Annotated in this window: 18 protein-coding genes; all 18 read left to right on the forward strand. The window is 38.5% G+C overall.

Translation table 11 applies throughout. The features are described from left to right. Positions 1–296: 296 nt before the first annotated feature. The 18 genes from HUS62_RS12155 to HUS62_RS12240 all read left to right on the forward strand — a co-directional run bounded on the left by HUS62_RS12155 (position 297) and on the right by HUS62_RS12240 (position 13,019). Positions 297–614: a hypothetical protein gene (locus HUS62_RS12155; protein WP_175079722.1), complete on the forward strand. Its 318-nt coding sequence runs from the start codon at positions 297–299 to the stop codon at positions 612–614. 79 nt (positions 615–693) lie between these two features. Next, positions 694–882: a hypothetical protein gene (locus tag HUS62_RS12160; protein ID WP_175079723.1), complete on the forward strand. Its 189-nt coding sequence runs from the start codon at positions 694–696 to the stop codon at positions 880–882. A gap of 170 nt (positions 883–1,052) precedes the next feature. After that, positions 1,053–1,628: a single-stranded DNA-binding protein gene (locus HUS62_RS12165; protein WP_175079724.1), complete on the forward strand. Its 576-nt coding sequence runs from the start codon at positions 1,053–1,055 to the stop codon at positions 1,626–1,628. Between the two features lie 270 nt (positions 1,629–1,898). Next, positions 1,899–2,039, forward strand: coding sequence for a hypothetical protein (locus tag HUS62_RS12170; RefSeq protein ID WP_162898092.1), 141 nt, complete (start codon positions 1,899–1,901; stop codon positions 2,037–2,039). A gap of 85 nt (positions 2,040–2,124) precedes the next feature. Further along, the gene (locus HUS62_RS12175; RefSeq protein ID WP_175079725.1) at positions 2,125–2,736 is read left to right on the forward strand and encodes a hypothetical protein; all 612 of its coding nucleotides are present in this window, start codon (positions 2,125–2,127) and stop codon (positions 2,734–2,736) included. Between the two features lie 9 nt (positions 2,737–2,745). Next, positions 2,746–3,066, forward strand: a complete 321-nt coding sequence (locus HUS62_RS12180) for a hypothetical protein (protein WP_175079726.1) — start codon at positions 2,746–2,748, stop codon at positions 3,064–3,066. A gap of 85 nt (positions 3,067–3,151) precedes the next feature. Continuing rightward, a complete protein-coding gene (locus HUS62_RS12185; protein ID WP_175079727.1) occupies positions 3,152–4,204 on the forward strand; it encodes an AAA family ATPase in 1,053 nt (350 codons plus the stop codon). A 62-nt stretch (positions 4,205–4,266) separates the two neighbouring features. Continuing rightward, on the forward strand, positions 4,267–4,791 hold the full coding sequence (locus HUS62_RS12190; RefSeq protein WP_118845611.1) for a hypothetical protein: 525 nt from the start codon (positions 4,267–4,269) through the stop codon (positions 4,789–4,791). A gap of 94 nt (positions 4,792–4,885) precedes the next feature. Continuing rightward, the gene (locus HUS62_RS12195; protein WP_118845614.1) at positions 4,886–5,983 is read left to right on the forward strand and encodes a DUF3150 domain-containing protein; all 1,098 of its coding nucleotides are present in this window, start codon (positions 4,886–4,888) and stop codon (positions 5,981–5,983) included. 102 nt (positions 5,984–6,085) lie between these two features. Beyond that, positions 6,086–7,882, forward strand: coding sequence for a VWA domain-containing protein (locus HUS62_RS12200; protein ID WP_175079728.1), 1,797 nt, complete (start codon positions 6,086–6,088; stop codon positions 7,880–7,882). A gap of 305 nt (positions 7,883–8,187) precedes the next feature. Then, positions 8,188–8,715, forward strand: coding sequence for a DNA repair protein RadC (radC, locus tag HUS62_RS12205; RefSeq protein WP_404936071.1), 528 nt, complete (start codon positions 8,188–8,190; stop codon positions 8,713–8,715). Positions 8,716–8,796: 81 nt separating this feature from the next. Next, the gene (locus HUS62_RS12210; protein ID WP_162898094.1) at positions 8,797–8,955 is read left to right on the forward strand and encodes a hypothetical protein; all 159 of its coding nucleotides are present in this window, start codon (positions 8,797–8,799) and stop codon (positions 8,953–8,955) included. Between the two features lie 109 nt (positions 8,956–9,064). Beyond that, complete coding sequence (locus HUS62_RS12215; RefSeq protein ID WP_175079730.1) at positions 9,065–10,189, forward strand: toprim domain-containing protein; 1,125 nt, start codon at positions 9,065–9,067, stop codon at positions 10,187–10,189. Continuing rightward, positions 10,186–10,428: a class I ribonucleotide reductase maintenance protein YfaE gene (gene yfaE, locus HUS62_RS12220; RefSeq protein WP_036973826.1), complete on the forward strand. Its 243-nt coding sequence runs from the start codon at positions 10,186–10,188 to the stop codon at positions 10,426–10,428. The genes HUS62_RS12215 and yfaE overlap by 4 nt, the downstream gene beginning before the upstream one ends. 66 nt (positions 10,429–10,494) lie before the next feature. Beyond that, on the forward strand, positions 10,495–10,722 hold the full coding sequence (locus HUS62_RS12225; RefSeq protein ID WP_036973827.1) for a hypothetical protein: 228 nt from the start codon (positions 10,495–10,497) through the stop codon (positions 10,720–10,722). A gap of 105 nt (positions 10,723–10,827) precedes the next feature. Then, complete coding sequence (locus HUS62_RS12230) at positions 10,828–11,088, forward strand: hypothetical protein (RefSeq protein WP_175079731.1); 261 nt, start codon at positions 10,828–10,830, stop codon at positions 11,086–11,088. Positions 11,089–11,797: 709 nt separating this feature from the next. Beyond that, complete coding sequence (locus tag HUS62_RS12235; protein WP_175079732.1) at positions 11,798–12,280, forward strand: hypothetical protein; 483 nt, start codon at positions 11,798–11,800, stop codon at positions 12,278–12,280. A 97-nt stretch (positions 12,281–12,377) separates the two neighbouring features. Further along, positions 12,378–13,019, forward strand: coding sequence for a hypothetical protein (locus HUS62_RS12240; RefSeq protein ID WP_175079733.1), 642 nt, complete (start codon positions 12,378–12,380; stop codon positions 13,017–13,019). Positions 13,020–13,122: the final 103 nt, after the last annotated feature.

The following is a 13,122-nucleotide window of genomic DNA, read 5'->3' on the forward strand; positions in this document are numbered from 1 at the left end:
TGAAGTTAAATCTCAGCGTTAATACCTTCTTGGTATTAAGACGGTTGAAGTGATTCTTTCACAAATACCTAACCAATTCCTATACGGGATACTCTTCTGTATAGGAATCGAAATCTCATTCGATGCGACCGCTATACAGATCTACTTATTTTTAGTTCTGCGTTTTCGGTCAAATGCATTGGAGGAGATTATGGATATCATTCTTATATTACTGGCGTGCACATATGTTGCAATCAAAATTCACAGCATCATCGTTAAGCCAATTCTATCAATAGCTAGTTCAAGCTGGGGTTAATTTGAATAAACTAATTCCAACCTACTCGGGCTACAACAATCACAATCAGTTAAAGATTCAGAGTGTATATTGCATTGTATATGACAGGTTAACGTTAAAAGTTTTAGCAACAGCTGAAACACATAACAAGGCCAGTCAAATAGCAACTGAGATATTCAACAAAGACAAAGTATTCGCTGTTCCCGGTGAAATTAGGTTTTCAGATGAGAGTATTTCACATAGTAATATTCTTGGAATGAACCTTGTTAATTTTGAATTCTTTGTTGAAGCAAATATGAGTCATCCACTGATTAAATCAACTTTCACAGGCGAGCATTAGCTCCCTGTGAATTTCCTTACTGGTTATACCTATCCAGCTTGAAGCAGGATGCTTAGGTATAACCAGCAAGGAGAAACCTATGTTTGAAGATACTGCTTTTCATATTTTCGACAAATCAACATCAACACTTACATTATTCACAGGTGAGATAAAACAGATTGATGTTAATCATTTAGACAAACCAGACTACCTATCAGCTGTAAAGCAAAAGGCCATTTCTAGTGGCTTAATTGACGAAAGCGATTTTGTATGTGAATGGGATGTTTAACAGATAGTAGGGTAAACCTTACTCTCTGAATGAGCTTTATATATTAGAGTTTATTCAAAGGGTTACGGTGAATATTGCCGTTATTTTTGATTAAGTCGCGCGATATTTTCTTTATGTAATTATATCTACATCAGTTGTGATGATTTTATAACTTTATAGAGGGTTTATTTATGCGTACTTCAAAAGATAATTCAGCAAGGCTTGGTGGTAGAGTCGCGAGTCTTGATATCAGAAATGGTCAAGATGGGTATTTTGGTACTGTGACAATTGCTTGTGATGACGGCTACTTTAAGAAGTCAAACGAACCTAACGGACAAAGTTATTGGGTTGACAGAACTTACTTTTTTGATGTCAAAGTGGATGGTCGGTTTTTAAAGAATTTTAAACCAGCTATTGAAGTAGGGGACGAAGTAACTTTAAGAGGAAAACTTGTTCAAGAAAAGTGGACTGATAATAGTGGGCAAAACCGCTCTTCAACAAAGATTAAAGCTATCGAGCTAATTCAACATCTTAGAAAAGTTGAAGTGGAATGTTTAAAAGCCTCTGGCTTAATTGGCAATCAGAACCAACAAAATAGTTCTTCAAACTACCAAAGTGCGCCTCAGCATCATAGTCAACAGCAAAATAATGCACAAAACTATCAGCGCAGCCAGCAAGACCAGAGCGCACCAATACACTATCCGCAATCGCAGGGCGGTTTTGCTCCTAAACCTCAACCAGGGGGGTATGGCGGTAGTCAACAATAACAAGCTAGATAAGGTTTCCTAGCCTAGGAATTTGCATGACAAGGATGTCACTTTTGTTTTTTCTAATATTCATAATACCTTTTCGCTTCTCGCGAATAACTCTGCTATGGCAGTTAAAGTTGAATATTAGTTACGCACTCTCAACATCAAGTTGAAAAGCAAAAATCTATTTTGTGAGTGCACACCAAGCAACATCGTTGCTTGTTTTAACCTCTGAGGGTTTAACCTTCACAGGTTAATCCTTCAGGTTTTTAAAATTTGGAGGAACTTATGAATAACAAATCAACCGGCGCATATTTACGTCGTCGCGAACGCAAATTAATTAAACGAGCAAAACGTGATGGATCTAACAAGTTAGTTATTCGCGCAAGCCGTTTATATCAAGAGTCAAACCGCGTTTTTCACGGTTAATCTCTAACCTATCTACCAACCCACAAGGGGAATTTTCCCTTTGCTGGGGATGTTCCCTTTAAAAATCTCTTTGGAGGAGAACATCATGGCTAGACCAAAAAAAGCCATAACCAAAGCTCAAATAAATGCAGAACTTGAAAGAAAGAAGCAGTTTAAGCCGAAGCGAACAACTGATCACTTTCTGTCAGTAAATGCAGAATATAAGTGCCATTCGTTAGACGAAGACATCATAACAGCTCATCGAGCTGGTAAAGTTGCCCCAGGGCAGGATGTATTTTTTGGTTTAATGGATGATTGTTTGGATGCTGCAAGAGGTGAATATTACATTCATTGGTCAGACGAGAACATTAAGGCGTTATGGGAAAGTGTTTTGTATCGTTCACTTGGTATGCTTCGGTATGCTAAAGCGAATTCAGAGATGCTAAACGACGAACTTGAATGGATTTGCTCTGCAAATTTTGATTATGTATGCCAGTGTCTAGATTTAGATGCTTGTTCAATTAGAATTGCAGTACCACAGATCTTACAACAGTATAATCAACTTAATGAATTACTTGTAACTAACAAATACGCAAAAGCTCTTTGTGAATACAAGCACTTCATCTTAAATGGTAGCAATTTCTCATCGTCTAATTCTCACCTTTATAGTGACTTAGAAGGGCCTGACATCCCTCTTTGGCATGATTTAAAGTTTTAGGAGTTGATAATGGAAATTTATTCTATTCATGAGTCTAATAGTTGGATTCTACTTGATGATAATGTTACTGAGCGAAAACTGCTATTAGGTCAGAGTGATGAAGGCTATCACTTTGGTCATATTGATGGTTGGCCAGACTCAGTTGAAGTTTGGAATTCTACCAGTTATGCAACTAGGGAATTAGCGGCAGAGGCTCAAGTGAATTTTATGCTAGACCTTGAAGTTGAGGATGAAACAGAAGAAGTATATGAAAAATGTTCTGTTCTAGACTCACCAAACCTTCATCTTTATGAAAAAAGTTATATAGACTTTTTAGAAGTACCATTCTAAATATTAAGAAATCAAACCCATCAAGGGACACTATACCCTTGAAGGGATAAGTGTCCCTCAAAAATCTCTTTGGAGGAGACACAATATGAATACTCAAGCACAATCAAACGTATCTACAATTAAACCAGCAACTAAAATTGATTATAACGAAATGATAGAAGTTGACGCTCATGAGCGTTTCCCTGAAATCTTCGACCCTAATCAATATAAGATTAAAATTCGTAAACACCGCCACCCCAATTGTCAAAAAGCAGACATGCATTATACGCCGGATGAAGCAACACTTCGTAAAGCGTTAGCATGGTGGCTTGCGCCTGCTCAACCGAAACCTCTTGGCTTGGTTGGTGAAACAGGTACAGGTAAAACGGAGTTATTACTATTCATTGCAGATCGCTTTAATGAGCCTGTCTTCATTGAAAAAGTAACCGTAGGCATGAGTGGTGAGCGCTTAGAAGGTGGTTATGAATTAGCTGTTGATGGAAAAGGTAATAATGTTACTCGCAAGCGATACAGCCAAGCTGCATGCGGATACAAATACGGTGGTTTAGTTATCTTAGATGAAGTGGATAAAGCTAATGAAGATTTATCAACATCGCTTCATTTGTTTGTTGAAGGCAAGCCTTGGACACTTAGTGTTTTCGGTGAAACCATAAACAAACATGCTAACTGCCGAATAGCTGCTACAGCTAATACTACCGGTGGTGGTGATAGTGATAGGTATATTACTTCACAACGTTTAGACCAAGCATTACGTTCGCGTTTTGGTTGGTTAAAAACTAAATACCCAAGCAAAGCAGTTGAGTTGGAAATTTTGGAAAAGAACTTTCCGAAACTAACATTGCCGATTCGCAAGCTTATGGTACAAACAGCTGACTCTTTAAGAACAGCTGCATTAGGTAAAGACCACGATGGCAACATCGATAATGGATTAGGGTGTGTTTTTTCAACACGAACTTTAGTCCACTGGGGTTTTTACATGATGACATTTGGTGCCAATCGTTCTCCATATGAGTCATTTGAATTTTCGTTCTTAGGTTCCATTGATAATGATGAAATTGAAGAGGTTAATTCTGTTGTTCAACTAGTATGGGGTGATGAAATTAATAAACCACTTGGCGAGTTAATTCAAAAAAAGTAACTACCTCAAACACTAACACATCTTCTAACTCGGCCAACTTAAAAGTTGAGAGAGGGGACACAGTGTTTGAGTGCTTTGAAATTGAAAATGGTCGTTTTGTTGGTTTTAGCTACCAACCATCAAATGGTAAATACCTCCGTATTGAAGGGGGTAAAGACCCACTTAAAATTGACGATGTAAGAGACATTAAAGCTATGAGTATGTCTGAGTTAATTCAGGCAACCGATAAGATTGATTACATTAGGAACGGCAATCCTTATTTTCTTATTCATTCGGATGAGAAAATGAAGAACTGTGACTTTGTAAACTGTCGAGCTCAAGTTATGTTCAATGCTCAAGGTAACCTGAAATGCAATAACCCGTTTGATGTTTATCATCATGCCGGTGAAGGTAAATATTGGGCTGTAACATCATTTCAAAATACGACATATGTGTTGTTCAAGAATGATAATACTGAATGGAAATGGGTTTTTATGTCTGTAAACGGTGAGAGAAATGCTCTTGCCAAAAATAAAGAACAAAGAGGTTATTCACTTATGGGAATAGGCCACTTTAATCAAAATACATGGGATATTGAAGTGATGTAACCAATCACAGGTCCTATTAATCAACCAACCCTTTGGGGAGTACTTTCCCCAACAGGGAAGTCTCCCCTTTTTTTATCAAATTGGAGGAGACAACATGTCTTTATCAAACGAAGCAATCGCAAATGGCAAAGAGTTAGCAGAACAAAACACTTCACTTAAAAATGGAGCATGTTTGTTAGGCTGGCAATTAAGATCGCCATGTGGTGAATCAACTTTACCGAACGCAAAGATAGAACTAGATGGTCAGAAAGTATCATCTAATCAAATCAAGGGGAGTAAACTACAGTGGTTTCCTAGAAGCAAGCTGAAGCTTACAACGAAGTACAACAACCGTCTTACACGAACTTTTAATAGTTATGGTGTTAAGTACGGAGACTTTACGGTTGTCCCAACAACCAGATTAGATGAACTTAAGTCAGAGCTTGATGAAATAAAGCGTGATTGGCAAGACGAAGTATCAGTATTAATTGCTGAATATGATAAGTCAGTTAATCAACATATGGCTGAAAATTCGGATATCGCTGCACTGATCCATAAATATGCCTTATCTCAGGTTGAGTTCCAATCAAAATTCAAACTGACGTTTACAAAGCCTCTGGCTATGAAAGCGCTTTTTGATGATGATGAAGACGATATCAAAAATGATGTTGCAGAAACTCTTTGGCAAGAAATTGCTAAGGAAGCAAGTAGTGTCTACAAAACTAACTGGTTTAAAGACAAAACACCAGTTAATCGCGTAAGCCAAAAAGTACGTTCACCATTTAGAAGAATGATGAATAAACTTATTGATTTATCATTTGTAGATAGTGGTATTGAGAATGTGGTCAGCACAATACAGGAAGTTTTAAATAACTTACCTTCTAGTGGCTACATTGAAGGTCATTCATTTTCAGAGTTAACCAACTGGTTACTCGTGATGAGTAATGAAGACACACTTCGCCTTCATGCAGAAGGAAAACCTCAATATAGTGCAACACCAGAGCCGGAAGTAATTACACATGAGGATACCGACGAAGCGAATAATTTCGTTTCAGGTGAGTCAAGTGTATCTGCTTCTGAGAGTTCAATCATTGTAGAAACAGCTGATCAAGAAAATTCTTTTGAATTTGACCTAGCGCCTACAGAAGAAACCGATTTTTCCGAGCCTGTTGAGCGCAACAACTCATTAGGTGATTTTGGATTTAATTGGTAACAAATTAAGGAAGCAATCTAGCTTCCTTTAATTCTAAACCCACAGGGGATACTCACCCCTTGTGGGTGTATCCCCTCTTAAACATTCCTGGAGGAGATGCAAATGAATAAATCAAAACTATTAAAACGATTTAGAATGCTTTCAAGAGTAATGAGTAACCGTGGTGACATTACGATTAACTTAACTGGTAACAGATGCTATACAGATTACAACAGCATTACTTTACCCGTAGGTGATCTTGAAAACCCCGATTATCTCGAACTTTTGGAAGGCGCTATTGATCATGAAGTAGGCCATCTACGATGGACCGATAGAACATGGACAGCTAAGTCGTATGAAAAAGGAGCATTTTTCAATGCTATTAGAAATGGCATTGAGGATATTCGTATGGAAAGAATGGTTTGTCTGGAGTGGCCGGGTGCCATCTTAAATTTATCTAAGATGGTTACTCAAGGTATTAAAAAGGGATGGTTCAGTAAACCAACTGATAGCTTCCCGCCTTCATTACTGTTACAAGCTGTAGTTGTATATTATGGTCGATATAAAATTAACGACCAAGTACAACTAAAGGAGTTCTGTGAAATTGCAATAGCTTTATTAACTGATTGTATTGGCCAAAAACCAGTACACGATTTAATTTTGCTATTGGATACGATACCAGCTCTTCGATCTAACCAACATAGTTATGAACTTACAGAACAGATCATTCAATTACTTAAGAAAATAGAGTTTAAACCAGGCGATAGCCAAGGTGATGACTCAGATGATAGCCAAGGTGATGACTCAGGTGATAGCCAAGGTGATGACTTAGGTGATAGCCAAGGTGATGACTTAGGTGATAGCCAAGGTGATGACTTAGGTGATAGCCAAGGTGATGACTCAGGTGATAGCCAAGGTGATGACTCAGGTGATAGCCAAGGTGATGACTCAGGTGATAGCCAAGGTAATGACTCAGGCGATAGCCAAGGTAATGACTCAGGCGATAGCCAAGGTCAAAACTCAAGTGTTAGCCAGCAAGTAATTAATTTTGTAAATGAATGCCTAAATGCCGATGAAAGTCAGCTCATGGCAGATTTGCATGAACAAGTTAATAACGAGCTAGAGAAAATGGCTGATGAAGTAAGATCAAGTAATGATATGGAGCAACAAATTGACTTCAATGCTCCTTTAATATCAAAAAATGATCGTGGCACAGTTGGTACTGCAGAGCTAAACCTAGCCAAGAGACTTTCAACACCTATAAGTCGAGAACTCCATAAAATAATTTATGGGTTAGACCGAAAAAGTGTGAATTTTTCTAAGCAAGGTAGGACTGTTGAGGCAAATAGACTTGCTGGAGTAAAAGCTGGTAATTTTAATGTTTTTAAATCAGAAAGAATTACTAAAGCCCCGACAATGGCGATATCAGTCCTCGTTGACAGGTCTAGTTCAATGAGTGCTTTTGAGATGAATGGTGCAAACACTTCTGCGCTCGCAATTAACTTAGCAATAGATAAGTTGAAAGGCGTAAATAGTGAATGCATATATTTCAGTGCCGGTGACCTATATGAAGCAAAATGCTTTAAATCAACAACTAAAGCCGTTAAAGACAACTTTAGAGTCAGTAGTATAGGCGGAACACATACAGGGTTAAGCCTTTACTCTGTAATTCGTAGGCTTTCACTACGTGTAGAGCAAAAGAAAGTTGTTTTTATCATTACTGATGGCCAAGCAAGCGATCTAAAGTATTTAGAAAAGTCGATTGAAATGTCGGAACTTCTAGGTATTCAAATTGTATGCATTGGTATAAACACAGGAATGCTTTATGGCTTTGAGAATCAGGAATTACTCAACATTCAAACCGTTGAAGAGTTACCTTCAATTCTAAAACAAGTAATTAAAAATAAATTAATCGCTTAACCAAGTAATGCGCCCTTTTGGACGCATTTTAAAGCAAACACAATGTTTTAAAATGCGGCTATAAGCCAAATAGATTTTCTGCTTTTATCTTAATTTACTGATGGCACCTTGCTATCAAATTTACCGTAAGGTAATTAATTTTGATAAAGCATAAAAGCTACTCAAATCCTTGTATTTGTGTAGAACAAGTATCGACGTCTCGTTGTTACTTTGGGTTTAACCCTAGACTTAGCATAAGCGAGTTCAGCTTGCTTGTGTTCAACAAACTTAAATCAACCCATAGGGGATTATTATCCTCTGGGTAATTGTCTCCGCTTAATGTTTCTTTGGAGGAGACAATGACTATTTCTAACTTAAAACTAAATGAAGTAACTGGTAAATATATAATCACGTCTGAGCTTAGCTCTGATGAAATTATTGAAACAGCCAAGAAGCTTCTAAACAATAGGTTGAGAAGAGGAGCTATTTTTAATAGTCCTACTCAAGTAACTGATTATCTTGAAGTCCATTTGAAGGGGTTAGAGCATGAGGTTTTTTACATGCTTTACCTTGATAACCAAAATAGACTAATAGACAAAGAAATACTTTTTACCGGAACGATAAATGCTGCAAGTGTTTATCCCCGGGAGATTGTAAAAAGTGTACTAAAAAAGAATGCAGCCTCTGTAATTTTAGCGCACAACCACCCATCAGGTATTGCTGAGCCATCGCAAGCGGACAAGCTAATAACCACTAAGATCCAACATGCACTCAATCATATTGATGTAAGTGTGTTAGATCACATCATTATTGGTGAAAACACAGTCTCATTTGCTGAGCGCGGCCTTATCTAACTTAAATTAAACCAACCCTTGTGGGGATACTTCCCATAAGGGGCGTATCCCCTTTTTTTGTACTCTTTGGAGGAGATACGCATGAATAATTCAATTAAAAAGGCAATTATGCCAATCCCATCGTCAATACCTAACACAGAAGTGAGAGAGGTACATATTGGCGGTAAAACGATTCTTTCATTACGTGCTAAGTGGGGACCTTTATTTGAAGGTCAACAACGAGCTCAAGCTCAAGGCTAAACGTATGAGTTAGCCTTAGGGCTAACTCTTCTTTTTATTCGAGGCGACCACCTAAAGCGCCTTGTATTCAGGACGCTTTAGGGTCGTCTTGAGGAATAGGAGAGTTGTAATGATTGAATCAAAAATAGATAAAGTACTTGCTTTAGTTAAGTCAAATGGCGGGTGGTCTTCTGTCTACTCAGCCTACCCTGGACTTAATGAAGCAGTTTCAAAATCAAATAACCACGGTGGTTCACCACAAGTACCATGCCCAAAAACTGGAAACGGAAGAACTAAGTTTCGCCTTTTCCGCGATTGGGTTGATACCGGTGGCGCATACCATAACGACGTAGGTGCTTTACCCGGCGGAATCGATGTAATTGCGTTTATGGAAAGTTGCTCAAAAAGCGACGCTTTAAACAAAATAATCGATATCTGTGGTGGTGACTTATCAAGCATCTCGCGCGAATACGTTCAAAATGTGAAAGCTTCACAGCCAAAAGGTATTCACGATGATGAAAAAGCAAAACGAGTTGCAAAACTTGAGAAGCTTTTTCAACACGCTATTCCTGCAGCTCATGATCAATCGGGTCGGATACAAGCTTACTTGAACAGTCGTGGACTTAAAACTGATGCGAAAACTCTACCGTATACACTTGGATATGCTGATGAGCTTTGGTGGGGAGATGGTCAGTCTAAGCCTAAGAAGCTTCACGGTTTATTAGGCTCAATGACTGATTCAGATGGTAATCGAATCACGATTCATCGAATTTTCCTGAACAATCAAGGCTTAAAAGCTGATGTACCTAATGCGAAAATGTTAATGCCTCCGCCAAGCTATATTGGTGGATGTTCTATCAAAATTGACTCACCAGTAACTGAAGGAGATAACACCTTCATTGGCGTATGTGAGGGGATTGAAACTGCATTAGCTGTACGCGAGGCTACAGGCTGTCCTATGTGGTCATGTTATTCGGACACTTTGCTAGAAATGGTTAAAATTCCAGATAATGTGACTTCAGTATTAATTTTTGCTGATAAGGATGCATCTGGAGCAGGTCAAGAAAAAGCAGAAGCATTAGCTGCAAGACTACGTAGAGAAGGAAAGTTTGTTGATATTTATATGCCACCTTTAGATATACCTAATGGCAGCAAAAGTATGGACTGGCTGGACACCTACAACTTAGCAGGCCCTAGTGCTTTTCCATTTCGCTTACCTGTTGACATCTCTGTTAATACAGGGGGTGTCAAATGATTAGCGTTTCTGGTCAAGTTTACAATGACACAAATGGAACACTATTACAGACTTTAGAACTGAATAGTGTTGCCCCTACATCTAACTGTAAATCAGGTTTTTGTGGGGCTTGTCGCATCAAATTACTAAAGGGCAATGTCGAATATATCGATGAACCAATTGGCTTTACAAATGAAGGTGAGATATTACCTTGCGTTTGTAAGCCAAAAGGTGACATTGAGGTTGAAGTAACCTTTTAGATTTTTACAACCAACCCATGCGGGGAGCCCCCGCTTGGGAAGCTCCCCCTGTTCTTTGGAGGAGCAATGAGTAAACATCATATTGAAATGGCAAAAGCTGGTGGTTCTCAGCTACGTCATTTCGCAGCATACCGTAATGGATACTATCCAGATATGGTTATCAGACACTTCATAGCAAAAACTACTCACTTTTTATTAATTGAAAAATATAGAAAGACTGTAGATTTGCTTGTGATACACAATGTGACAATCGCAAATGCCTGTGAAACGGCAGAATTGCTATTCGAAGCATAAACAACTCTTGGGGGATTACTCCCTCAAGGGTGTGATCCCTCAAATTTACTTTGAGGAGATTCAAATGAATTGCTTATTAGCTAAGCACTTGTTTAAGGAGTGCTTATGAAAAACAAAATGCTAAATAAGATCATGGTTGAACTAATCTTATTAGTAACAATTGTTGGCTATATTCCAGAGCTCTCTGTTAGTGGTTTTGCGGATATGTTCGGCCCGTGTGGTTTCGACAACAAAACATGCTACGAAATTCAAATTCAAGGACTTATAAAGCTAGTCCTTGCTTTTGTTTGTATGTTGGCATCTGTTGTGATAGGTTTCTATATAACTTTCCTAAATGGTTCCGAGGAGGACGATCAAGATGAATGAAATCCAAGCTATTGGTTTGACCTTTTTCATTATTGGTAATGTAGTTTTTTTCGGTAGTTATTTATGGATGCACCACCGAATAAGCAAAAAATAAAATAAGAAAAGACCGTTAATCGGTCTTTTTTTTGTCAAAATTTGAAGAGAGGAGCTACTGCGCCTAGAACAATAACCAGTAAGGGGTAGACGCGAAGCTCTTCTATATTGCTGAAAATAGAAAAAATTCAATCAATTCCAAGTGTGTGAGTAGAATAAAGTTTCATACTGAGTAATAAAGATTCATACCAAGTATTAAACTATCATCCTAAAATGGCAGCGATTGCATCGGTACGCTGCCATTTCTAAAACGTTTTTGCCCCATTTCGCGTTAACGCAAATACTCTAAGGGCGGCTTTGAGCAATCAGATACAGTGTTATTCATCTAATGCTATTGGCTCTACTCCATAAATCTGATATTCCACGAAATTTTATGTTGGTGATGATATAAATAACTGTATTAATACACAGTTTTGTTGTTGTGCTTCCATATTCAAGAAAATGAGCGACGAGCGCATTTTCTTTTTCAGAATATCTTTAGTGCCAATAAAAAATTAGAATTGGCAATGATTACGTTATTTGTTAAAAATAGATTTATTAATACCTGCGCGTAACATCGGCAGAAAGATGCGCGACGGGCGCACTATAAAATTGTTAAAAGTCACAAGGAGCTACTGTGCAAGAGATCTATGAAAGGGTAATCGTAACAAATGACCTATCGTGCACTAGAGGCAATGATGAGGTTGCTGTTATTCACGCCTGCAAGAGTCCATGCCATCAAGGCGCAGTGGGCTACCGAGGAAAATTACCAAGTACTCATCCAAACTACCTAGTGCTAGAGCAGGAGTATGATCTATTTCTCAATATCATTGACCCACCTGTTCCGTTGTTCATGCCTCCGCTATTTACGGAGTTTTTAGCGTTTGCCAATAAACACTGGTCTCAAGGCAGAAAACTGCTAATTCATTGTAATCAGGGAGAGTCGAGAGCCCCCTCACTAGCAATGTTGTTTTTGGCGAAAGGTGTTTTTGCTATACCTGATACATCATATGAAGTGGCTAGATCTGAGTTTGAAAAACTCTATCCAAGATACAATCCGGGTAAAGGGATTGAAACGTACTTTTCAAAAAACTGGACGCAACTTGGTAGCAACTTTTAACAAGGCCAGCCAGAGGGAAGTCAAAACCGCCGCTTCGCTTTGGTTTTGCCTCCTCTGCTGGCGGCGTTATGCAGCACTTTCTCGTTAGGAGTTATAGATGGATGAGAAGATAGTTATCGGCTTATTTGGTGTTGTCTTAGGCTTCTTTCTGAATTTCTTTAAGGATATATTCACAGCTCGGCAAACTCGCAAGAAGGAAGCAGAGTACCTCGCAATAAGAATGATCTGCATCTTTGAATCTTTTGTGGATGGTTGTGCTGCTGTAGTTGGAGATGACGGGCTATATCATGGGCAACCAGATGAAGATGGATACCATCGTGTACAAGTGAAAACTCCAGAACTGGATGTAGAGTTAAAAGGTGTAAATTGGAAGTCCTTATCACCGCAGTTGATGTACGAGATACTCTACTTTCCAAGTTTAGTAAAGGAAGCGAACAGCTTTATATCGAGTACATTTGAGTATGCAGCAAGTCCTCCAGATTTTTACGAGGGTTTTGAAGAGCGACAGTATCAATACTCAACTCTTGGGCTTAAAGCTGCTGAAATTACTCAGAAACTTAGAAATCAGTACAGCATACCGAAAAATCACATATCAAGTTGGGATATGGTCGAGTACATGCTAAATGAGAAAAATAAGATTAATGAACTTCGGTTAGGTAGAAAGAAAGCTCACGAAGAAAGGAATGCATCATTGCATAACAAGTCAATGCAACCGACCGCTGACGCATCGGCTGATTGAAGCGTTACCAAATAAATACTCTAAAACGTTAATTAGATGGTACGCCCCACCCATTAGCTAAACTCATAGAGTTGGCTATTACAGGAGGAAACCATCATGTCAT

Origin of the sequence: Pseudoalteromonas sp. 0303, from assembly GCF_013349995.1 — a bacterium.
Classification (GTDB): Bacteria; Pseudomonadota; Gammaproteobacteria; order Enterobacterales; family Alteromonadaceae; genus Pseudoalteromonas.

Excerpts from the sequence above, each read along its gene's own strand:
- HUS62_RS12170 (WP_162898092.1), top strand. The coding sequence starts at position 1,899 with ATGAATAACAAATCAACCGGCGCATATTTACGTCGTCGCGAACGCAAA.
- HUS62_RS12180 (WP_175079726.1), top strand. The coding sequence starts at position 2,746 with ATGGAAATTTATTCTATTCATGAGTCTAATAGTTGGATTCTACTTGAT.
- HUS62_RS12195 (WP_118845614.1), top strand. The coding sequence starts at position 4,886 with ATGTCTTTATCAAACGAAGCAATCGCAAATGGCAAAGAGTTAGCAGAA.
- HUS62_RS12160 (WP_175079723.1), top strand. The coding sequence starts at position 694 with ATGTTTGAAGATACTGCTTTTCATATTTTCGACAAATCAACATCAACA.
- HUS62_RS12175 (WP_175079725.1), top strand. The coding sequence starts at position 2,125 with ATGGCTAGACCAAAAAAAGCCATAACCAAAGCTCAAATAAATGCAGAA.
- HUS62_RS12185 (WP_175079727.1), top strand. The coding sequence starts at position 3,152 with ATGAATACTCAAGCACAATCAAACGTATCTACAATTAAACCAGCAACT.
- HUS62_RS12210 (WP_162898094.1), top strand. The coding sequence starts at position 8,797 with ATGAATAATTCAATTAAAAAGGCAATTATGCCAATCCCATCGTCAATA.
- HUS62_RS12215 (WP_175079730.1), top strand. The coding sequence starts at position 9,065 with ATGATTGAATCAAAAATAGATAAAGTACTTGCTTTAGTTAAGTCAAAT.
- HUS62_RS12200 (WP_175079728.1), top strand. The coding sequence starts at position 6,086 with ATGAATAAATCAAAACTATTAAAACGATTTAGAATGCTTTCAAGAGTA.
- HUS62_RS12225 (WP_036973827.1), top strand. The coding sequence starts at position 10,495 with ATGAGTAAACATCATATTGAAATGGCAAAAGCTGGTGGTTCTCAGCTA.
- HUS62_RS12230 (WP_175079731.1), top strand. The coding sequence starts at position 10,828 with ATGAAAAACAAAATGCTAAATAAGATCATGGTTGAACTAATCTTATTA.
- HUS62_RS12165 (WP_175079724.1), top strand. The coding sequence starts at position 1,053 with ATGCGTACTTCAAAAGATAATTCAGCAAGGCTTGGTGGTAGAGTCGCG.
- HUS62_RS12240 (WP_175079733.1), top strand. The coding sequence starts at position 12,378 with ATGGATGAGAAGATAGTTATCGGCTTATTTGGTGTTGTCTTAGGCTTC.
- yfaE (WP_036973826.1), top strand. The coding sequence starts at position 10,186 with ATGATTAGCGTTTCTGGTCAAGTTTACAATGACACAAATGGAACACTA.